Raw genomic sequence first — 18,570 nt, 5'->3', positions numbered from 1 at the left:
TCGGGTACCCCCAAAGCGGGGCACATCGGCTCGAATCTCTGTTCAGCGCGCCGACGCGTGCCTACAGTTGAGGCATCGCAACGGGGGTTGAAAGTGCAGAAGAAGAATTCGACGGCCAGACGTATGCCAGTGGGGGCTCGCCTGTTCATCGGCGCACTGATCGCTGGGGGCGCCGTGCTGCTGCTCACCACAACTGCGGTCGTCGTCGCGGTGTCGGTCGGAGTGTCGCAGGCCTCCCATCCGTCGCTCACCTCAGCCGATGCGTCGGTGACGACGCCGGCTGGTGGGCCATCCGATGCGTCGGCTCCGGATGCCCGGGCGGGCGCCCCGGCATCACCGAGTGCGGCTGCGCTGCAGACCCCCACCCCGGCTCCGACGCACACCCCGGTTGTCACGCACTCGACGGTCACGGTGAAGACGACGGTTCCGTTCGCCAAGACAACGGTCGACGACCCGTCGCGTGATGCCGGGTCGAGCGCGATCACGCGAGCGGGGCAGAACGGGGAGTCAGCGGCCACGTACGACGTGACGATGACCGACGGCGTCGAGACGTCACGCGCGCAGCTCGGCAGCGCGGTGACAACGCCCCCGATCGACGAGACGACCTCGAAGGGAACCAGGCAGCCGGCGCCCGCTGCTGCGCCGGAGCAGGCGCCCGCTGCGCCGGCGCCTGCTGCCGACACGTCGGGCTGCGACCCGAACTACGACCACGCCTGTGTGCCGATCGCCAGCGATGTCGACTGCGCCGGAGGCAGCGGCAATGGGCCGGCTTACGTCAAGGGTCCCGTGCACGTCATCGGCACCGACATCTACAAACTCGACGGCAACGGAGACGGCTGGGGCTGCGAGTAGGCTGGCTGCCGCTGCCGCTGCCGCTGCCGCTGCCGCTGCCGTCGCCGCTGCCGCTGCCGTCGCCGCCCTCGCCCCTCGCCGCGGCCCACCTGAATCGACTTGAGGGCGAGGGCGGGGGCCCGCGCAAGTGCTGCGGCGGCCGAACCCCCGGGTGTAGCGTCGAAGGTGCTCCCGAAGACCGGTGAACGCGATCTTCGCCTCAACCGAAAGGCACGATTTCATGCAGTACCGCACCCTCGGCGCGTCAGGCGCCGCCGTCTCCGAGCTCGCCCTCGGAACCATGACCTTCGGCGCCGAAGCCGACGAGCAGACCTCGCACGCCATCCTCGATGCCTACGTCGCAGCCGGCGGCACCTTCGTCGACACGGCCGACGTGTACAGCGCGGGCGTCTCAGAAGAGATCATCGGGCGGTGGCTCGCCGCGCATCCGACCGAGGCCGCGCAAGTGGTTCTGGCCACGAAGGGCCGTTTTCCGATGGGCGACGGCCCGAACGACCTCGGTCTCTCCCGCCGGCACCTGCGCACCGCGCTCGACGCGTCTTTGAGCAGGCTCGGCGTCGACCACATCGACCTCTACCAGATGCACGCCTGGGATGCCTTCACGCCCATCGAGGAGACCCTGCGGTTTCTCGACGACGCGGTCACGGCCGGCAAGATCGGCTACTACGGTTTCTCGAACTACCTCGGCTGGCAGCTGACGAAAGCGGCGCACGTCGCGCGGGCGCAGGGCTTCGCGGCCCCCGTCACCCTGCAGCCGCAGTACAGCCTGCTCGTGCGCGACATCGAGCACGAGATCGTTCCGGCGGCGCTCGATGCGGGCATCGGGCTGCTCCCGTGGTCGCCCCTCGGCGGCGGCTGGCTGAGCGGCAAGTATGTGCGCGACCAGGCCCCTGCCGGCAGCACGCGCCTCGGCGACAACCCCGAGCGCGGGTTCGAGGCCTGGCAGAAGCGCAATTCGAACTCTGTCACCTGGCAGGTTCTGGATGCTGTCACCGACATCGCGCGCATCCACTCGGCGTCGGCGTCGCAGGTGTCGCTCGCGTGGTTGGCGTCGCGCCCGGCCGTGACCTCGATCATCCTGGGTGCCCGCACCCTCGAACAGCTGAACGACAACCTCGGTGCAACCGATCTCGACCTCACTCCCGACGAACTGCTTCGGCTCACCGTCGCCAGCGAACCGCAGCTCGACGACTACCCGTACGGGCCGGGTGGCCAGCAGCAGCGCGCGCGCAAGCTCGAAGGCGGTCGCTGAGCGAACCGGTGTGCGCGAGCGGTCGTGCAGGGTGCCGGCCAGCTACTCGCCGAGCGCCGCCAGCTGGTCGCCCAGGTTGAAGACCTCCTCGAGCGGGGTGGCCGCCTGGTCGGCGCGCCCGTCGAGGCCGTCGAACAGGTCGCCCATGTGGGCCTCCCACTCGGCGGCCGCGGCCGACGCCTCGAGGTAGGCGTCGCTCGCCTCGACCGAGTCGGTCTCGTAGTACCCGATCAGCAGCCCATCGGGTCGGAGGAACAGCGAGTAGTTGCGCCGGCCCGACGCGTCGATCTCGCGGAGCATCGCCGGCCACACGGCCGCGTGCCGGCGACGGTACTCATCGAGGTGTTCGGGAGAGACAGAGAGCTGGAAGCAGACGCGGGTCATGCCTCCATTGTGCTGCGTCGGCGCGCGCCGCTTGTATTCACATCCGAGGGAGCGCACAACCGCTTTCGGGTATCTGTCGCCCCGGGTAACCTCGAGTGCGGGGCATCGCCTCCGGAACGGAGGGCGACGAGCATGCCCGCACCACAGAGCGCCCACCACAACGTCGTCGTCATCGGCGGTGGCAACGCCGGCCTCTCGGTGGCCGGTCGGCTGCGCCGGTACGGCGTCTCGGATGTCACGGTGATCGAGCCTCGCGAGAACCACCTCTACCAACCCATGTTCTCGCACATCGCCGGTGGAACCGCCGCGCCCGGCATGGCGGTGCGGCGACAGGCGTCGGTCATTCCGCGGGGCGTCGGGTGGATCAGAGACAGGGTCGAGACGATCGCCCCCGATACGAATACGGTGATGCTCGAGTCGGGCGCGAGGGTGACGTATGGGCAGCTGGTGGTGTGCCCGGGCATCCAGAAGAATTGGAATGCCGTGCCCGGCCTGGCAGACGCCATGGCAACGCCGCAAGGTGTGTCGAACTACGAACTCGAGTACGCGCCAAAAGCGTGGCAGGTGCTGAGCAGCACCCGAAGCGGAACAGTCGTCTTCACCCAGCCGGCCGGCCCCGCGACGTGCGCGGGTGCGGCGCAGAAACCCATGTACCTGGCGTGCGACTACTGGCGCGAGCAGGGGGTGCTCGCCGACATCCGCGTGGTGCTCGTGGTCTCGTCGCCCACGCTTTTCGGCATGCCGATGATCGACCGCGAGCTCGAACGTAAGGTCGCCGAGTACGGCATCGAGGTGCAGTACAGCAGCGAACTGGTCGAAGTGGATGCCCAGGCCAAGACCCTCGTCATCGCCGGTGTGGGCGCGTACTCAGGCTCCGGCGGCGTCTCGCGGCGGTCGCTCTCGTACGACGTGTTGCACGCCGTGCCTCCGCAGTCGGCACCAGACTGGATCGCCTCGACGGGGCTGGCCGCTGTCGCCGGCAACGTTCGCGACGACGGCGACACAACTGGCTTCGTCGATGTCGACCCGCTGACCCTGCGGCACCCGCGCTACCCGAATGTCTGGTCGCTGGGCGACGCGGCGGCCACCACCAACTCGAAGTCGGGCGGCGCACTCCGCCAGCAGACGCTCGTGCTGGCCAAGAATCTCGCGGCGGCGCTCGCGGGCAAGCCCCTGCCCGAGCGTTACAACGGCTACTCGGTGTGCCCGTTCACGGTCTCGCGCTCGAGCGTGGTCTTTGCCGAGTTCGACGACCGCTACCAGCCCAAGCCCACGATTCCCTTCTGGAGGGGCCTCGCGAAGGAGCGCCGCCTCACCTGGGTCGCCGACCGCTACGTCTTGCCGTGGGTCTACTGGAACCTCATTCTGAAGGGTCGCGCCTAGCGCTCCGCTCCCTCCCCCCATGCCCTGCCCACTCCACTCTTCCTATCGAGTTGCCCCACTTCGTCGCCCGCCGGCGGGGGCGGCTCGGTCAGAGGCGGCGCAGGCTGAGCACGCTGTCGACGAGGGTGGCGGGCTCCCCGGGCCGGCCGGAGCCGGGGCGTTCGACGGGGGCCTTGGTGACGATCATCCAGTCGCCGGGCGGCAGCGCAAGTGACTGCAGCACCTCGTCGGGCGACGGCAGCGCGAGGGTGTCGTGTTCGTGGCCCGAGGGAAAGGCGGCGTGACCGACGATGAGCAGCAGGCCGCCGGTGGCGACTGCGGCCGCCGCGCGCCGAAGTACGGCCTCGCGCGGAAACTCGATGGGCGAATGCAGAAAGTGCGAGGTGACCAGGTCGAACGTCTCAGCGGGCTGCCAGGTCGCGAGGTCTGAGTGCACCCACCGGATGCGTTCGGAGACCCCCGCAGCGTCGGCATCGGCCGCGCCCCGGGCCAGTGCGGTGGGTGCCACGTCGACGGCCGTCACCGACCAGCCGCGCTGTGCGAGCCAAATGGCGTCGCCGCCCTCGCCGCTGCCGAGGTCGAGCGCCGAACCTGGTTCGAGGGCCGCGGCTTCCCGGGCCAGGGCGGCGTTGACGCGGCCGCTCCAGGCCTTTCCGCGCTCGCGGTAGAGCTCCTCCCAGACGGCTTCTGCGTCGTTGCCGTGCGCCTCGTTCGGCACGAACGGGCGCGGTGCGGGGTGCTGGCCGTCGTGATCGTGCGGCCCAGGTCTGGGCGGCCCGACGTTCCCGGCAGACGGATCGTGCTCGACATGGCCGTGCGGCTCGTGGGGGCTCACGCTGCCACCTGCCAGGCGGCGAGGGCGCGGGCGACATCTTCTTGCACGAGTTCGGCGTTGATCGTGGCGGCCGCCACGACTCCAGACGCGGCCGCGATCGGCACAAGAGCGAAAGGGCTCGCCGAGTTGCCGATGGCCCACACCCCGTCGACGGTGGTCTTGAAGGTGGCGTCGACCGTTGTCCACGGCCCGGCCATGGTGTCGCTCTGCTGGGCACCGAGCTGGGTCAGCAGGGCGTCGAGGGCGATCATCCGGCCGTCGACGAACATCACGTCGCGGGCGACGATGGTGCCGTCATCGAGGGCGACCCCGGTGAGGCGGCCATCGGTGCTGACGATGCGGGCTATCGGACGGTCGTCGACGGCGATGCCGCGCGCGGCGAGAGCACGCAGGTCGTCGGTGGGAACGGGCCCGGCGAGGGCAGTGAAAACGGTCACATCGTCAGAATAGGCCCGCAGCAGATGCGCCTTGTGCAGCGCCGGCACCGACCCCGCGAGCACGCCGATGGCACGGCCGCGCGCCTCGAATCCGTCGCAATACGGGCAGGCGACCACCCCGCGCCCCCAGTGTTCGGCGAGCCCCTCGATGGGCGGCAGCTCGTCGCGAATGCCCGTCGCCACAATGATGCGGCCGGCCCGGATGCTCGCGCCCGACTCTGTCGTGAGCTCGAACCGTGCCGGGGCTATGCCGGTCAGTGCGGATTCGTCTCCGGGTGTGGCCGTGACCAGGTTTGCGGCTGCGGCTGCGGCTGCGGCTCCGGTTCCGAGTGTGCCCGTGCCCAGGTTTGCGGCTCCGTTTGTGACGTTGGTTGTGGTTGTGGTTGTGGTTGTGGTTGTGGTTGTGGTTGGAGTTGGGGTGGCGCGCGCGTCTGCGTCAGCGCTCTCGGCGGGCGTGAGCCGCCGCACCGACACGACGTGTGCCGTCTCGATGACACCATCGGCCGCGCGAACCTCGCGGCGGCCGTCTTCGACGAGCTGCAGCGGCGAGTATCCGTCGCGACTGATCATGCCGTGCAGGTGCGGCGCGAACCGGTTGCGGGGTTCGCCTCCGTCGAGCACCAGCACGCGGCGCCGGGCCCGCGCCAGGATGAGGGCGGCACTGAGCCCGGCGGCACCGCCCCCGACGATCACCACCTCCCATGGCTGGGAGTGGTCGATCTCGCGGGATTCGGTCGTTGCGGCATCTTCATAGCTGTTCTCGATCATGGGTCAAGCGTCGCTGCAAATCGCACTGATTGGCAAGCCGCTGTGCCGAAGTGGCAAATTTTGGGAACCGGCTGCGGCTATGCTGACAGCATTGGTGATTCGCGTTCAGGCACGAGAGAGAAGGTCGCTGTGGTCGATTCCTCGCTCGCTGACCTCGGGCCGCGGCTGAAGAGCTGGCGGCAGAAACGCGGGCTCACGCTCGACGAGCTCTCGGTGGCCACAGACATCTCGGCGAGCACCCTGTCACGGCTCGAGTCGGGCAAACGTGCGCCGAATCTCGAACTGGTGGTGCCCATCGCCCGGGCCCTGAGACTCGAGCTCGACGATCTTGTGCCACGGGCGGCGCCTGATCCGCGCATCCACGGTGCTGAGCGGCGCGCGAACGGAATGGTCTACGTGCCGCTCTCGCCCGAATCGGCACCGGTTCAGACGGTGAAGGTCACGATGCCGGCGCTGGAGGCGGGCGGGCATCCACTGGTCGCAGACCCCCGAACGCACGACGGCTACGAGTGGTTGTACGTGCTCGACGGTGAGTTGCGCCTGGTGCTCGGCGAGCACGACCTCGTGATGGGCGCCGGGGAGGCCGCCGAATTCGACACCCGAACCCCGCACTGGATGTCGGCGGCCGGCCCTACCGACGTCAACGTGCTGATGATCTTCAGCAAGCAGGGCCAGCGCATCCACCTTCGTGCCCGCCCCGGGCCGCGCTCGGCCGCCGCTGTCGCGAACCCACCCGCAACCCCACCCGCAACCGAAGGCGCCCGCTGATGCTCGTGAATCTGCACACCCACCTCGAGGGCAACGTTCGCCCCACGACCGCCGGTGCACTCACCGAGAAGCTCGGCCTTTCGCAGCCGGCCGGCGGCTGGGTGGATGCCCTGCAGCTCGACGCCCCATCGAACCTCACCATCTACCTCGAGAAGGTCGCTTCGACCTACCCGCTCTTCTCCGACCGCGAATCGCTCACCCGCATCACGCGCGAGGCCGTCGAAGACGCCGCGGCCGACGGCCAGAGCTACCTCGAACTGCGCTTCGGCCCGGCCACGCACACCACCGAGAACTTCGGTCTCGACGAGGTCATCGCCGCGGTGTGTGAGGGTGCCCGGCAGGGCTCCGATGCCTCCGGGATGCCCGCCGGCGTCGTTGTGGCAGCCCTGAGGTTGCACGATTCCGAGCTCAACGAGGCCGTCGCGCGCTCGGCTGCCCGTTTCGCCGATGCCGGAGTCGTGGGGTTCGATCTCGCCGGCGACGAGCTGCGATTCGCTGCCCTCGAGCCGTTCGTCGGGGCCTTCGGCATCGCCCGCGCGGCCGGCCTCGGGGTGACCTGCCACGCGGCAGAGGCCGGCCCGGCATCGGCGGCGCTCGAGGCGGTCGCCCTCCTCGGCGCCACCCGCATCGGGCACGGAGCCCACCTCACCGACGACCCCGAAGCGCTCAAACGCATCGCGGGTGACGGCATCGTCGTGGAGGTGTGCCCCACATCGAACTGGTACACCGGGGCGATCGGCGCCATCGCCGGGCATCCGGCACCCGCGTTTCGGGCGGCCGGGGTGGCGTTGGTGCTCGGCGACGACAACCCACGCCAGACCGGGTCGACCCTCAGCCATGAGCACCGCGTTCTGAGCGACCAGCTCGGCTTCGACGCCGCGGCCCTCGCCGACCTGGCCGAGACGAGTGTGCGGGCCGGCTTCATGGCCGACTCCGTGCGCCGCGAGCTGCGCGCGCAACTCGCGGCCACTCTGGCTCGCTGACCGCGGCCAAGGACCACGGGGTCTGAGCAGTAGTAGTAACGGAACGAAGACGTCTGCTCAGGGTCTTGGCGGTTCGAAGTTCGACAAGAGTGAGCTGCGGCGCAAGCGGAGCCACGTTTCCGCCTCGGTCCACCCCACGAGGTCGTGTTGATCGTGGACCCCTTCCGCAGCAGGTCCCCGATGGGCAGGTTCTCGTCGCACTGGTCAGGAGTTTCGCGTGAGGGTAGCCTCCGTTCAGGAGCAGTCGGATACGGCGAAGACTCGTCCTCGAGATGGGCTTGGCTTAGAACCAGCGCCGATCCCGTCTCAGTCCAAATCACCGTCAAAGGCCGACACTGTGTCGTCGATTTGAGCTACCACCGTCGGGCTGGTTGTCAGTATGCGTGGGTTTGGAATCGGTACGGTAGACGCGTACGTTTTCGTTTCAGCTCGGAGGTTCGGTGATCGACACCATTCTCAACCTCAACATCATTGACGGCGCGTCGATTCATGCGGTAGTCGCTCTGAGCATCGCCCTCGTGATCTTCCTGCTGGCACGTCGACCGACACGAAAGTGGGTACTGGTCGCTCTGACAGGGATTCTTAGCGGCGCCCTGATCGCGCTGATCACCGTGTTGCTCACCATAAACGTGTGGGACATTTTCAACGTCGGCTTGTCCACGACCTCGGTCCTGGTGATCGTTTTCACGTTCGCGGCGATCGGTTTGGCGCTGGTGAGCGTGTGGCGAGCACGGTGGTGGAGGCGAATGATCGCGGGCATAGCAATTGTCGTGTTCGCCGTGACGGGTGTCCTCGGCGTGAACGCCAGCATCGGGCTACTGACGACCCTCGGCGCACTCATCGATATCAGCACCGCCCAACCCCTCGCCCTCCCCGCGACAAGCCCAATGCTGCCCACGCCAACAACCCCGGCCGCATCTGGCCCGATTCCGGTGTCCGCGCCGCTGTATGAGACCTGGTCGCCTCCGGCGGACATGCCTGCCGCAGGGAGTTTGGGCTCTCTCAGCATTCCGAATGCAAATTCTGGTTTCGTCGCTCGGCCAGCGCTGGCGTACCTTCCACCTGCCGCACTGGTACCGAATGCCCCAAGACTGCCTGTCGTAATCCAGCTGATGGGATCCCCTGGCAGCCCCGACTTGACCGCGACCGCAGCGATTCTGAACGGTATGGCCGCCAAAAATGGCGGCCTCGCGCCGATCGTGATCAACCCGGATCAGCTCGGCGACCCGAGCAAAGACCCGCTCTGCCTGGACGTGACAAGCGACAAAGCCGAGACATACATCATGAAAGATGTTGTGCCATACGTTCGGTCGCACTTCAACGTCCTCGACGACCCGAAAGACTGGAGCTTCGTCGGATTCTCTAACGGCGGAGAATGCGCCACCTACTTCGCCGCGAAGTACCCAGAAACCTTCGGCAACGTCGTCGACATCTCTGGAGACCAATATCCCGCATACGGCGATGACGGGGCAGTCCGGAAATACTTCGGCGGCAATAAGGCAACGTACGAGTCAACCTGGCCAGTGAACATTATGGCGAAAAAGGCCTACCCAGACACCTTCGCCGTGTTCACGGCTGGCAGTGACGACAGCGAGATCAAAACCGGCGTCCAAACCGTTTTCAACGCTGCTGTCAAAGCCAGCTGGAAATCCAGCTACACAGAGATCCCCAACGCCGGCCATGACGGCCCGGCGCTACAACTCGGACTGCAGACCGGATACGGCGCCCTCTACCCACGCCTCGGTCTAAGCCCACCCACCGGCTGACCACAGTCCGCGCGGATCGCTGGACAGGGGAGGGGGCCCACCGCGCGGTGAAAGCGAGCTTGAGGCCGCTGCTCCATAACAGGCATCCATGCGAACCTCAACCACCAGCGCAGAAGTTGGCCCAGACCGGGCACCGAATTCACAAGCCGCCCAGACTTCTTCGTCGCGTGCAGTCGAGCAGCCGGGCCAATCAGTGGCCGCCGGGCATGCGAGAGTGCCGCGGAGAACCGAAGGCTTCCGTGTCGACCTGTTCACGCAGCTTCGAGATCGTCGGTCCTACCGGCGCCTTCGAGGCGGCCGCCTTCAGCAGCAACGACGCTCCCACGCGTGCGGCTACCCGCCGCCAAACCGGGAACGAGATACCGAAGAGCTCGCGGTGAGACGTGACCATCATTCCGAGGGCTTCGTCTTTGATGATTCGGCCCAACAGATAATCAGGCAGTTTCTGCTTCGCCGCGCCCGCGACTGTGCGGGAGGTCATCGCGTCGCGGAACCAGAGTGCTTCGGGAATAGTGGCGAGCCTCGGCAGCGCCGAGTCGATATAGGCCTGCAGCTCGGCGTAGGTCTTTGGCAGGTCGTCGCGGTTCATGCCGATCAGCTCACCCGCGGTGCGCTGCTCGTCGACATACTGGTCGCGGTTGGCGTCGGTCATCAGGTCGGGTACGTACCGGCTGAAGACGGTGATCGCCGAATAGGTCAGCGAGTTTTGAACCCAGATGAGCAGATCGGGTTCTTCGGCGTTGTACTCTCGCCCGGTATCTGGGTCAATCGCTTTCACGTGTTGGTGGATGCGCCGAAGCGTCGCGGCCGCCCGGTTCGCTGCCGCCACATCGCCATAAGTGATCGTCATGGTGTAGAGCCAGGTCTGATACCCCCGCGACTCGGGATGGGTGCGGAACGATGACGCCTGGTCGATCATCCGCATCACGCGAGGGTGCAGCATCTGGGTGGTCGCAGCGAGAATGCCTACAAACGCCATGCTCGGCTGCGCATGCAACTTCCACGTGATGCTGTCGGGCCCGAACAGCCCATCGTCCGCCGTGTACCTCCCCGCAACGATCCTGGAGGGTCGGGCAGAGATCTTGACATCGGGCATGGGTTGGGCCTCCACGAATCTGGGGATATTCGCCCAGATTAGCGTCTACACCCATCTCCCGCGCCATCCCCCTCGTGACGCCCCCAGCGGTTCACTCAGCGCGGCCAATTCTGAGAGCTGAGGACGCTCCACTAGGCTCGCTGCGGAGTCCGATCCGCTCGGGTTTCGACGTCTCAGAGGTAAATAGGGGTTATGTATGGCGAACGTGCAGCAGCGAGTGGTCGTGGTCGTGCCAACGTTCAACGAACGCGAAAACCTCCCCAACCTCATCAGCCGCCTGAAGGCACTAGACGTCGCGGGTCTTGAGGTACTCGTCGTCGATGACAACTCACCGGATGGCACGGGCCAACTCGCCGACGAGTACGCAGCGGAGCCTGACCGATTCGTATCGGTCCTGCATCGCACCACCAAAGACGGACTGGGACGCGCCTACGTTGCCGGCATCACACGGGCGCTCGAGGCGGGCGCCGACACAGTGATCCAAATGGACGCCGATCTCTCGCACCCCCCGGAGGTCATCCCGGCGATGATTGCCCGGCTACAAGGATCAGACGCCGCCTTGGTGATTGGATCACGCTACGTGCCAGGGGGATCCGTCGACGCGGCATGGGCATGGTCTCGCAAGACGCTCTCCGCAGGCGCGAACTGGTACGTGAACGCCGTACTCCGTCTCGGGATCAAAGATGCCACAGCCGGGTACAAAGTCTGGGACTCAGCAACCCTTCGCAAAATAGACGTGTCTTCGATTCGCAGCAACGGCTACTCCTTCCAAGTCGAGATGAACTACCGCACAATCCGACACGGACTCTCCGTGGCGGAATACCCGATCCGGTTCGAAGAACGAAGCAACGGCACATCGAAAATGAATTTCGCCGTGCAATTCGAATCCATTCTCATGCCATGGAAACTTCGCCTACGCCGCAACTGAAAGCCAACTCACCCAAGAAAGCCGAGCCCGTAGAGGACGTTTCCGTTCCATCCCTCCTCAGACCCCGCCACCGAGCGGCAGCCAGCAGCGGCAGCCAGCGGCAGGGTCGGGCGACCACAATGCAGAGCAATCCCACGGCGAACGTCTCGGGGGCGAACGTGCCAAGAATCTGGCGAAGAACGAAGTTGGCCGGCACATCGCATCCACCGTTCGGGCTACAGGTGACCCGCTGGCTGACCTCGTACTGGGCGGCCGCCGAGGTGAAGACCCCCGCGATCGACACCGCGATGAGCACCGGGGCCATCACCCAGAGCACGAGCTCGAATGGGTTGGGCCGAAACGGCCGCGCAACGACGACAACGCCCGCCGCGCCGCCCAGCTGATCGTCTGACACGGCCCCAGCCTCGCACACTGCGAAGCCGACCGACAGATCATCGTGGGAGGCGCGACGGGCGTCGCGATCGATCTAGCTCTTGAAGACGTCTTTCACGTTCTCGCCGGCCTTCTTCGCGCTGGCAGCAGCCTGGTCGGCCTTGCCCTCGGCGACCTTCGAGTCGTCATTGGTGACGTTGCCGAGAGCCTCTTTTGCCTTGCCTTTGAGATCTTGCGCGGCGTTCTCAATCTTGTCTGAAGCGCTCATGATGAGTTCTTCCTTTCTTTTGTGGGGGATCTTTTGTGGGGTGTGGGGGGTGAAACGATGCGGAATTACTGCAGCCGCGTCGATCCGGCGGTTCGAACCCTGAAGCCCCCGCTGATCTGTACGACCGCGGGAACCTCTGACCCGAGCAGCGCGTCGAGGGCGAGCAGCAGTTGCTCGACCATCCGACCCGCCTCCCGGGGTGAGACACCGCGCCGGCACGACACCGACACTTTGAGCACCGACGTGCCCCTGACCGAGTAGGTCGACACGTGCGATGAAACCAGCTCGGGGCGCCCGCTCAGACCGTCGGCCAGCAGCTGTTCGGCCACCGACGCTTCGACAATGGTGCGACCGTCGTCGGTCGGGGCGTCGCTCAGAAGTGCACGCGTGTGCCCGCGGCCCTGGCGCAGGATGAACACCAGCAGCAGAACCGAGACGACGAGTGCCACGGCGGCGGCGACGATCCAGAGCCAGCTGTGCCCGGAATCGCCGAGCGGGGTCTGGTAGAGCCAGCCCGTCACGGTCTTCTGCACCTCGGGTGCGCGCTGCTGCCAGCCGTCACGAAACTGCGGCACAGCGCCCACGGCGACAGCGGCGGCCCCCGCGACGAGCAGTACGAGCCCGGCGATCAGGATGACCGCGCGGTTCGCCCCTCGATTGGTGGAGTTCATGCGCCGACCTTCCCGTGCTCCCTGATGATGACGCGCGACCGGATGCCCGGCTTCACCTCGTACGAGGCGAGCTGTTCATCGACCGCCCGAACCACGGCGTCACGGTCGACCGGCCGGCCCGAGGTGGGCGTCAACCGAACCACAGCGGTACGGTGCGAGACCGACACCATGGTGTTGTCGGCGCTGGCGTGTGCCGCTTTCGCCGCGTGCCGGGCGAGTGCCGAGGCGATCACTTCGTTGTCGACGACCGTTGCCGCGCGCGACCCCGGCAGCGTGTGCCGGGCGCGACGACCGCCGCCGAAGGCGCCGATCACGAGTGCGACACCGATCACGGCCGCAACAATACCGCCGGCGATCAGCGCGCCCGCTGGGTACGTGGGGGCGTCGATCACCGCCTGCGCGAGCCGGGCGGGCGCGACGAGCAGGGCCGGCTGGCCGAGCAGGCGCAACACGCATTCGGTGCCCACGTAGACGAGCATCAGAATGGCGATGACGGCCAGAACGATAGCCAGGCCCGACTTCGGTGAGTGCGTCTCGCGGCGCAGCAGCCGGCGGTAGAGCCGCCCTGAGCCGGCGCTGCCGCCCGCAGCTGCGGGCTTCATGACGGTGTCACTCATGAGACACGCCTTTCTGTGCGAATGTCGACCCCGGTCAGCCGAATCACCACGCGGGCGATCTCTGAGCCCGTGAGATCGGCGGCCTGGCGACGGATCTGCTGCTGCGCGGCGGCGGCACGCTCGAGGATGGTGCCAGAGGTGCGGGCGACCAGAGAAAGGTCATCCTGAACCCTGGTCAGCGACACCACGCGAAGCGGCGACCTGACGGTGACCACCAACTGGCCCGCTTCGTCAGCAAGGTCGACGCTCACGCTTCGAACCTCGACGCCGAGAGCATCGGCGGCCACCGCCGTGACCACGCGGTTCAGTGCCCGTGAGGTGATGCGGGTTCGGCCGTCAGCGTCGGTCTGGGCGGGAACGCTGAGCGACCCCACCCCGGGGCCCGCCGCTGCGACCGAACTCATGACGATGACCGCTTGCCGCGCAGGGCCCCGACGAGGGCCGACGGGTCGAGCTTGCCTTCGACGATGCGGCCGATCAGCGCGCCGATCGCCATGGCGACGCCGACGAAGACGAACGCCCAGAAGCCGAAGAGGATCCAGGTGAGGGCGAGCACCGCGCCGATCGCGATGCCGGTGCGGGTCGCCGAGCCGATGCCTGAGGGGTTCACTGAACTCGCGCCTCGGCCGGCTCGGTGGTGTCGTCGTCAGAGGCGATGTACACGTCGTCGATGGTCACGTTGACCTCGGTGACCTCCATGCCGACGAGGGTTTCAATCGCTCGGATGATCGACGAACGCACGCCGTCGGCAACCGTCTGCAGCGGCACCGGGTACTCGGCGACGATGGTCACGTCGACGGCGACCTGGGTCTCGCCGACCTCGACGCTGATGCCCTGGCTGAGGTCGGTGTTGTTCATGACGTTGCGAATGGCGCCGAGGGCGCGAGCTGCGCCGCCACCCAGAGCGTGAACGCCTGACACCTCGCGGGCGGCGATGCCGGCGACCTTAGCAACAACGCTGTCGTTGATGACGGTCTTGCCGATCGCAGTCTCAGAGTTCGGAATGACGGTGGTGGGGGTGCTTGCTGCTGTGGTGCTTGCCATCAGTTTTCTCCTTATATCAACCCCTGCACCTTGCAGGGCGGCTATGAGATAGTCACTACTGAGACGCAGCCAGTGTCAGATTCGTCACGCAGAGCGTGCAGAAGTTTCGAAGTGGGGGAGCGAGGGTGGATGTTCGCAGCCGGCTCCCTGCCAGCCTCCCGCCGGCGCGTGCTTCGGTGCTCGACGAGGCCGACGACCGCACCCTCGCGGGCCGGGCGGCCGACGGAGACGTTCGAGCGTTCGAGGTCATTGTGCGGCGGTACTCGCCGTTGATGCGCGCGTACGCCACACGAGTTCTGGGTTCGAACAGCGAGAGCGACGATGTGGTGCAGGAGGCGTTCATCACTGCCTGGCAGCAGCTTCCGAGCCTGAACGACGGCGGAGTCGTCAAGAGCTGGTTGATGCGCATCGTGAGCCGCAAGAGCATTGACCGCATCCGTGCGCGCAAACTCCACCTCGACATCGACGACCACGAGCAGGCCGCGCCCCACACCGCCTCCCCTCACCACGTCGCGGAGGTGCATTCGCGCGAGACGGCGCTCTCGGCCGCGCTGAACGCGATGCCGGAGCAGCAGCGACAGTGCTGGGTGCTGAAAGAGCTCGCAGAGTACAGTTACGACGACATCGCCCGCGAGCTCGATCTGCCCCTCTCGACTGTTCGCGGCCTGTTGGCTCGTGCGCGCAAGAACCTGATCCGGCAGATGGAGGAGTGGCGATGAGCGACGAACCCCTGCAGGCCCGAGGTGTTCCCACCGACGCCGTGCTGCCCGTCGACACGGTGCTGCCCGTAGACCTCGAGGCGCCGGATGCTGTACTCGACGGCTTCGAACCCGCCGACCTCGACGGCCACACCATCGAGCAGCTGAACGACTACCTCGACGCCGGGCGGCAGCCGCTCGACCCCTCGATCGAGAACTCTCCGGGCTGCCAGATAGCGCTGTCGGCCATGCTGCGCCTGCGCGAGATGTCGCGCACGCTTCTGGAGACCGATGTGCTGTCAGAGCCGGCGCCCACCGATACCTGGGTGTCGGGCATCCTGAACCGTATCGGGCTCGAAGCCCGGGCGGGGCGCGACATTCCGGTGCAGCACCCGTCGCCGGCGGCGAAGCTGACGCTCACCGAGGGGGCCGTGCGCGGGCTCATCCGGGCGGCCGGCGACACCGTGGGCGGGCTGCTCATCGGGCGGGTACGGCTTGTCGGCGACGTCACCCTCGCGGGTGAACCCATCACCGTTCTCGTCGATGCGAGCGTTTTCTGGGGCGAACCCATCGTGGCGGCGGCCGCGAGGGTGCGCGAGGCGATCTACGCCGAACTGTTGAAGCACACCGAGCTCACCGTCGCCTCGATCGACGTGACCGTGCACGACGTGCACCGCTCCCGCGCACCCGAGGCTCTGCTGGTTCGAACAGACGAGGACGACTGATGGATGACCTGGCTTCCCTCTCGGCGACCCTCACCGCTGCCGTGCGCACCGTTACCGGGGTGACCGCCGTGTATGCAAGTGCACCCGCCGTCGTGTCGGCGGCCTCGGTGGCAGCCTCGGTGGCAGCCACCGTCGCAGCCACAGCGGCAGCCTCGGTCGTGGGTGCGGTGGCGGGTTCGGTAGGCGGAAGGGTGGCGGGTTCGGTGTCGCGGAGCGCGGCCGTGCTCGACGCGTCGGCGATCGATGTTTCAGCGATCACGGCCGAAGCCGTTTCCGCGCGCGACAGCGTTCGCGTGTCAGACGGCCCCGGGGGGCTTGTCGTCTCGGTCACCATCGGAGTCGACGAGGCAGATTCGGCCACCGAGGCCTGCCGCCGGGTCTACGACGTCATCGCCGACCTGCTGGCCGCTGCGGGCGAACCGGTGGAGTCGATCGCGGTGACGGTCGGCCGCATCGGCTGAGGCGTGTGGCCGGCGCTCCAGGCGCCACCAGCTGCAGACAAGCTGAGCTCAGTTTCGAGGCCGTCTCGTCTCCAGCCGGTTGACGCGCTGCCCCGGCGCACAGCGGGCGATGCCGGGCGCGGGTCAGACGCGCGCGAACTGCGGATACAGCGCCTCGATCGGGCCGGCGAGGCCGCTCTTGACGTCGGCGCTCAGCTGGTCGGCGAGCACCTCGAGTTCGCCCACCTCGAGCCCGTCGTAGGCCGCGCGCACGACGTCGGCCGGGTCGTTCATCGGGGCGTCGATGCCGGCCGTCATCGGGGTGTCGGTGTAGCCGAGGTGCAGCCCCACCACCTGAGTGCCCTGCGGAGCGAGCTCGAGGCGCAGCGAGTTCGTGGCCGACCAGTACGCCGCCTTCGAGGCGCTGTAGCCGCCGGCGAGGCCGATCCAGCTGAGAACGGAGTGTACGTCGAGGTAGGCGCCGCCCCCGTTCGCGCCCACGACCGGTGCAAACGCGCGCGCCACCGCCACCGCGCCGAAGAAATTCGTCTCGAAGACGGCTCGCAGGTCATCCAGAGTGCCCTCGAGAATGCCGCCGGCACCCAGCACGCCCGCATTGTTCACCACGATGCTCGTGTCTGCCGCTTGGGCGACCGCAGCGGCAATCGATGCCGTAGAGGTCACGTCGAGGGCCAGCGGTACGACGCGCGGGTCGCTCCACTCGCGGGGCGTGCGGGCGGTCGCGTAGACCTTCGCCGCGCCGCGGTCTAGCGCCTGGCGAACGAACTCGGCGCCGAGGCCGCCGTTCGCTCCGGTGACAAGAACGGTTGCGCCGCTGAGGGTGGTTGACATAGCTGACTCCTGTGCTCGAGTGATCGGATGCCCGGCTGCTCCCGCTCGTGCGGTCGCCGCCGAGGCGTGTTCATCTCAACCACTGTCTGAGTTGGATATTCCTACTCAGCCGAAATCTCTTCAGGCAGCCGTCAGGGACAGTACAGCTGCGTACGCTCACCCGAGCGGTCGACCTCGTGCTCTGACATCGGCGCCCCGCAGAGCGGGCAGGCTCGGGTGAGCGCCTCGGCCGCGCGTTCGGCGGGCTCGCGCTGATCGACCGTGCCCAGTGGGGGTGGGCCCAGGTAGGGAAAGAGCCGGGCATTCAGCCAGTTGCCAACGCCGCCGGCTTCTTTCAGTGTGACCTTGCGTGGTCGTTTCGTGCGCATACTGTTAGTGTACTAACTATGTCGGATGATCCGCTCGCGCTCGAGAATCAGGTGTGCTTCGCGCTCGCGGTGGCCGCACGCAATGTCATCGCGCTCTACCGTCCGCTGCTCGAGCCGCTCGGCCTCACTCACCCCCAATACCTCGTGATGCTCGCGCTCTGGCAGCAGAGCCCACGTTCGGTCACGAGCCTCGGTCACGCGCTGAGTCTCGAGCCCGCCACCCTGTCACCACTGCTGAAGCGCCTCGAGGCGGCCGGGTACCTCGCTCGCTCCCGAAGTGCCAGAGATGAACGGATGCTCGACCTCACCCTCACCGCCCGCGGGGCCGCACTCCGAACCGAGGCGCTCACCATTCCGCCGCGGGTGGCTGAGGCGCTGAGCATGCCCGTGCCGGAGCTCGAGCACCTCCGCTCGGCGCTGCACGGCGTCATCGGTGCCACGGCGGCCTCCAGCTGACGCTGAATCTCTGATGTGAGTATTGCTCGAATGCATAGATAATCGGCCAACGTCAGCGTCGGGCTGCCTAAACTTCGACGCATGTCTGCCCCCGTTCATCCGCCTCGCCCGGCCAGTGCGCCGGCGCCGGCCACTGCGCCACCAGCCGCTCCGGCGATGGCTCCCGCCCCCACCCGGTCGCCGCTGCCACTCGGCCACGCCACCGTGCCCCGCCGCATCCTGCGCGATGGCCAGCCACACCACCCACTCGTGTTGGCCGAAGCGCGCCGCCGCGCGGGCAGCGTGCAGCTGAGGGTTGCCGACGGCATCACCTCGTTTGCCGGGTCGATCAGGTTCGTCTACCTGCACGCCGCCCTCTTCGCGCTCTGGATGCTCGTCTTCGAGCAGAGCCCGTGGCCCACGCTCACCCTGGTGGTGTCGCTCGAGGCCATCTTCCTGTCGACCTTCGTCATGATCGCCCAGAACAGGCAGGCCGCCTTTCAGCAGGCCAAGGCCGACCACGACTTCGCTAAGTCCGACCAAGAGCTCACCTCCATCGCCGACCTCACCCGGCAGGTGCACCAGCTCACCACCGAGATCCACCAGCACCTGTCTCTTATACACATCT

At 67.3% G+C, this 18,570-nt stretch carries 25 protein-coding genes; 12 read left to right on the top strand and 13 right to left on the bottom strand.

The window, feature by feature from the left end:
* Positions 1-93 precede the first annotated feature (93 nt).
* Positions 94-852 carry a G5 domain-containing protein gene (locus QN358_RS12875; protein ID WP_323512623.1) on the top strand — a complete coding sequence of 253 codons (759 nt, stop codon included), beginning with the start codon at positions 94-96 and terminating at the stop codon, positions 850-852.
* Between the two features lie 220 nt (positions 853-1,072).
* Complete coding sequence (locus QN358_RS12870; protein WP_136643037.1) at positions 1,073-2,104, top strand: aldo/keto reductase; 1,032 nt, start codon at positions 1,073-1,075, stop codon at positions 2,102-2,104.
* 42 nt (positions 2,105-2,146) lie between these two features.
* On the opposite strand, the gene QN358_RS12865 is transcribed toward QN358_RS12870, so the two are convergent.
* Positions 2,147-2,488: an L-rhamnose mutarotase gene (locus QN358_RS12865; RefSeq protein ID WP_323512622.1), complete on the bottom strand. Its 342-nt coding sequence runs from the start codon at positions 2,486-2,488 to the stop codon at positions 2,147-2,149.
* Positions 2,489-2,620: 132 nt separating this feature from the next.
* On the opposite strand from QN358_RS12865, the gene QN358_RS12860 reads away from it, so the two are divergent.
* The gene (locus QN358_RS12860) at positions 2,621-3,871 is read left to right on the top strand and encodes an FAD/NAD(P)-binding oxidoreductase (protein WP_323512621.1); all 1,251 of its coding nucleotides are present in this window, start codon (positions 2,621-2,623) and stop codon (positions 3,869-3,871) included.
* Between the two features lie 88 nt (positions 3,872-3,959).
* On the opposite strand, the gene QN358_RS12855 is transcribed toward QN358_RS12860, so the two are convergent.
* The gene (locus QN358_RS12855) at positions 3,960-4,706 is read right to left on the bottom strand and encodes a class I SAM-dependent methyltransferase (protein ID WP_323512620.1); all 747 of its coding nucleotides are present in this window, start codon (positions 4,704-4,706) and stop codon (positions 3,960-3,962) included.
* On the bottom strand, positions 4,703-5,911 hold the full coding sequence (locus QN358_RS12850; RefSeq protein WP_323512619.1) for an NAD(P)/FAD-dependent oxidoreductase: 1,209 nt from the start codon (positions 5,909-5,911) through the stop codon (positions 4,703-4,705). The genes QN358_RS12855 and QN358_RS12850 overlap by 4 nt, the downstream gene beginning before the upstream one ends.
* A gap of 129 nt (positions 5,912-6,040) precedes the next feature.
* Here QN358_RS12850 and QN358_RS12845 point away from each other — a divergent pair, with 129 nt between their 5' ends.
* From QN358_RS12845 to QN358_RS12835, 3 genes are all read left to right on the top strand, one after another.
* Positions 6,041-6,679, top strand: a complete 639-nt coding sequence (locus QN358_RS12845) for an XRE family transcriptional regulator (protein ID WP_323512618.1) — start codon at positions 6,041-6,043, stop codon at positions 6,677-6,679.
* A complete protein-coding gene (add, locus tag QN358_RS12840; protein ID WP_323512617.1) occupies positions 6,679-7,662 on the top strand; it encodes an adenosine deaminase in 984 nt (327 codons plus the stop codon). The genes QN358_RS12845 and add overlap by 1 nt, the downstream gene beginning before the upstream one ends.
* Before the next feature lie 440 nt (positions 7,663-8,102).
* Positions 8,103-9,428 (top strand): alpha/beta hydrolase-fold protein, encoded by a 1,326-nt coding sequence (locus tag QN358_RS12835; protein ID WP_323512616.1) that lies wholly within the window; start codon positions 8,103-8,105, stop codon positions 9,426-9,428.
* Between the two features lie 190 nt (positions 9,429-9,618).
* Here QN358_RS12835 and QN358_RS12830 read toward each other — a convergent pair whose 3' ends face one another.
* On the bottom strand, positions 9,619-10,524 hold the full coding sequence (locus QN358_RS12830; protein WP_323512615.1) for an oxygenase MpaB family protein: 906 nt from the start codon (positions 10,522-10,524) through the stop codon (positions 9,619-9,621).
* 196 nt (positions 10,525-10,720) lie between these two features.
* Between QN358_RS12830 and QN358_RS12825 the strand changes: the two genes are divergently transcribed.
* Positions 10,721-11,452, top strand: a complete 732-nt coding sequence (locus QN358_RS12825) for a polyprenol monophosphomannose synthase (RefSeq protein ID WP_323512614.1) — start codon at positions 10,721-10,723, stop codon at positions 11,450-11,452.
* On the opposite strand, the gene QN358_RS12820 is transcribed toward QN358_RS12825, so the two are convergent.
* The 7 genes from QN358_RS12820 to QN358_RS12790 all read right to left on the bottom strand — a co-directional run bounded on the left by QN358_RS12820 (position 11,418) and on the right by QN358_RS12790 (position 14,424).
* Positions 11,418-11,846 carry a hypothetical protein gene (locus QN358_RS12820; RefSeq protein ID WP_323512613.1) on the bottom strand — a complete coding sequence of 143 codons (429 nt, stop codon included), beginning with the start codon at positions 11,844-11,846 and terminating at the stop codon, positions 11,418-11,420. The genes QN358_RS12825 and QN358_RS12820 overlap by 35 nt on opposite strands.
* 72 nt (positions 11,847-11,918) lie before the next feature.
* Complete coding sequence (locus QN358_RS12815; RefSeq protein WP_136643046.1) at positions 11,919-12,092, bottom strand: CsbD family protein; 174 nt, start codon at positions 12,090-12,092, stop codon at positions 11,919-11,921.
* 65 nt (positions 12,093-12,157) lie between these two features.
* Positions 12,158-12,763 (bottom strand): hypothetical protein, encoded by a 606-nt coding sequence (locus QN358_RS12810; RefSeq protein ID WP_136643047.1) that lies wholly within the window; start codon positions 12,761-12,763, stop codon positions 12,158-12,160.
* Positions 12,760-13,380 carry a hypothetical protein gene (locus QN358_RS12805; RefSeq protein WP_136643048.1) on the bottom strand — a complete coding sequence of 207 codons (621 nt, stop codon included), beginning with the start codon at positions 13,378-13,380 and terminating at the stop codon, positions 12,760-12,762. The genes QN358_RS12810 and QN358_RS12805 overlap by 4 nt, the downstream gene beginning before the upstream one ends.
* Complete coding sequence (locus tag QN358_RS12800; protein WP_237280458.1) at positions 13,377-13,784, bottom strand: hypothetical protein; 408 nt, start codon at positions 13,782-13,784, stop codon at positions 13,377-13,379. Before QN358_RS12800 ends, QN358_RS12805 begins: the two co-directional genes overlap by 4 nt.
* On the bottom strand, positions 13,781-13,990 hold the full coding sequence (locus QN358_RS12795; protein ID WP_237280459.1) for a DUF2273 domain-containing protein: 210 nt from the start codon (positions 13,988-13,990) through the stop codon (positions 13,781-13,783). Before QN358_RS12795 ends, QN358_RS12800 begins: the two co-directional genes overlap by 4 nt.
* Positions 13,987-14,424 (bottom strand): Asp23/Gls24 family envelope stress response protein, encoded by a 438-nt coding sequence (locus QN358_RS12790; protein WP_136643049.1) that lies wholly within the window; start codon positions 14,422-14,424, stop codon positions 13,987-13,989. The genes QN358_RS12795 and QN358_RS12790 overlap by 4 nt, the downstream gene beginning before the upstream one ends.
* Before the next feature lie 125 nt (positions 14,425-14,549).
* Between QN358_RS12790 and QN358_RS12785 the strand changes: the two genes are divergently transcribed.
* The 3 genes from QN358_RS12785 to QN358_RS12775 are packed head-to-tail and all read left to right on the top strand — an operon-like array spanning position 14,550 to position 16,308.
* Complete coding sequence (locus QN358_RS12785) at positions 14,550-15,143, top strand: RNA polymerase sigma factor (RefSeq protein WP_136643050.1); 594 nt, start codon at positions 14,550-14,552, stop codon at positions 15,141-15,143.
* Positions 15,140-15,847 carry a hypothetical protein gene (locus QN358_RS12780; RefSeq protein WP_237280460.1) on the top strand — a complete coding sequence of 236 codons (708 nt, stop codon included), beginning with the start codon at positions 15,140-15,142 and terminating at the stop codon, positions 15,845-15,847. Before QN358_RS12785 ends, QN358_RS12780 begins: the two co-directional genes overlap by 4 nt.
* Positions 15,847-16,308 (top strand): hypothetical protein, encoded by a 462-nt coding sequence (locus QN358_RS12775; RefSeq protein ID WP_136643051.1) that lies wholly within the window; start codon positions 15,847-15,849, stop codon positions 16,306-16,308. Before QN358_RS12780 ends, QN358_RS12775 begins: the two co-directional genes overlap by 1 nt.
* Positions 16,309-16,431: 123 nt before the next feature.
* Here the strand turns inward: QN358_RS12775 and QN358_RS12770 are convergent, their stop codons facing one another.
* Together QN358_RS12770 and QN358_RS12765 are read right to left on the bottom strand one after the other, a co-directional pair.
* Complete coding sequence (locus QN358_RS12770; protein WP_323512612.1) at positions 16,432-17,139, bottom strand: SDR family oxidoreductase; 708 nt, start codon at positions 17,137-17,139, stop codon at positions 16,432-16,434.
* Positions 17,140-17,270: 131 nt separating this feature from the next.
* Positions 17,271-17,507, bottom strand: a complete 237-nt coding sequence (locus QN358_RS12765; protein ID WP_136643053.1) for a hypothetical protein — start codon at positions 17,505-17,507, stop codon at positions 17,271-17,273.
* 18 nt (positions 17,508-17,525) lie between these two features.
* Between QN358_RS12765 and QN358_RS12760 the strand changes: the two genes are divergently transcribed.
* Both QN358_RS12760 and QN358_RS12755 read left to right on the top strand, forming a co-directional pair.
* Entirely contained in the window at positions 17,526-17,963 is a 438-nt protein-coding gene (locus QN358_RS12760; protein ID WP_136643054.1) for a MarR family winged helix-turn-helix transcriptional regulator, read from the top strand.
* A gap of 81 nt (positions 17,964-18,044) precedes the next feature.
* The coding region (locus QN358_RS12755) for a DUF1003 domain-containing protein (protein ID WP_323512611.1) at positions 18,045-18,570 on the top strand (526 nt) is incomplete at its 3' end.

The organism is Subtercola sp. RTI3, assembly GCF_035018625.1.
Classification (GTDB): Bacteria; Actinomycetota; Actinomycetes; order Actinomycetales; family Microbacteriaceae; genus Subtercola; species Subtercola vilae.
This window is presented reverse-complemented; position numbering and strand designations above follow the sequence as displayed.

Bases quoted from the DNA above. Each gene is read 5' to 3' on its own strand.
- QN358_RS12775 (WP_136643051.1), top strand. From the start codon at position 15,847: ATGGATGACCTGGCTTCCCTCTCGGCGACCCTCACCGCTGCCGTGCGC.
- QN358_RS12860 (WP_323512621.1), top strand. From the start codon at position 2,621: ATGCCCGCACCACAGAGCGCCCACCACAACGTCGTCGTCATCGGCGGT.
- QN358_RS12780 (WP_237280460.1), top strand. From the start codon at position 15,140: ATGAGCGACGAACCCCTGCAGGCCCGAGGTGTTCCCACCGACGCCGTG.
- QN358_RS12765 (WP_136643053.1), bottom strand. From the start codon at position 17,507: ATGCGCACGAAACGACCACGCAAGGTCACACTGAAAGAAGCCGGCGGC.
- QN358_RS12800 (WP_237280458.1), bottom strand. From the start codon at position 13,784: ATGAGTTCGGTCGCAGCGGCGGGCCCCGGGGTGGGGTCGCTCAGCGTT.
- QN358_RS12850 (WP_323512619.1), bottom strand. From the start codon at position 5,911: ATGATCGAGAACAGCTATGAAGATGCCGCAACGACCGAATCCCGCGAG.
- QN358_RS12770 (WP_323512612.1), bottom strand. From the start codon at position 17,139: ATGTCAACCACCCTCAGCGGCGCAACCGTTCTTGTCACCGGAGCGAAC.
- QN358_RS12790 (WP_136643049.1), bottom strand. From the start codon at position 14,424: ATGGCAAGCACCACAGCAGCAAGCACCCCCACCACCGTCATTCCGAAC.
- QN358_RS12805 (WP_136643048.1), bottom strand. From the start codon at position 13,380: ATGAGTGACACCGTCATGAAGCCCGCAGCTGCGGGCGGCAGCGCCGGC.
- QN358_RS12830 (WP_323512615.1), bottom strand. From the start codon at position 10,524: ATGCCCGATGTCAAGATCTCTGCCCGACCCTCCAGGATCGTTGCGGGG.
- QN358_RS12760 (WP_136643054.1), top strand. From the start codon at position 17,526: ATGTCGGATGATCCGCTCGCGCTCGAGAATCAGGTGTGCTTCGCGCTC.
- QN358_RS12825 (WP_323512614.1), top strand. From the start codon at position 10,721: ATGGCGAACGTGCAGCAGCGAGTGGTCGTGGTCGTGCCAACGTTCAAC.
- QN358_RS12815 (WP_136643046.1), bottom strand. From the start codon at position 12,092: ATGAGCGCTTCAGACAAGATTGAGAACGCCGCGCAAGATCTCAAAGGC.
- QN358_RS12865 (WP_323512622.1), bottom strand. From the start codon at position 2,488: ATGACCCGCGTCTGCTTCCAGCTCTCTGTCTCTCCCGAACACCTCGAT.
- QN358_RS12810 (WP_136643047.1), bottom strand. From the start codon at position 12,763: ATGAACTCCACCAATCGAGGGGCGAACCGCGCGGTCATCCTGATCGCC.
- add (WP_323512617.1), top strand. From the start codon at position 6,679: ATGCTCGTGAATCTGCACACCCACCTCGAGGGCAACGTTCGCCCCACG.
- QN358_RS12870 (WP_136643037.1), top strand. From the start codon at position 1,073: ATGCAGTACCGCACCCTCGGCGCGTCAGGCGCCGCCGTCTCCGAGCTC.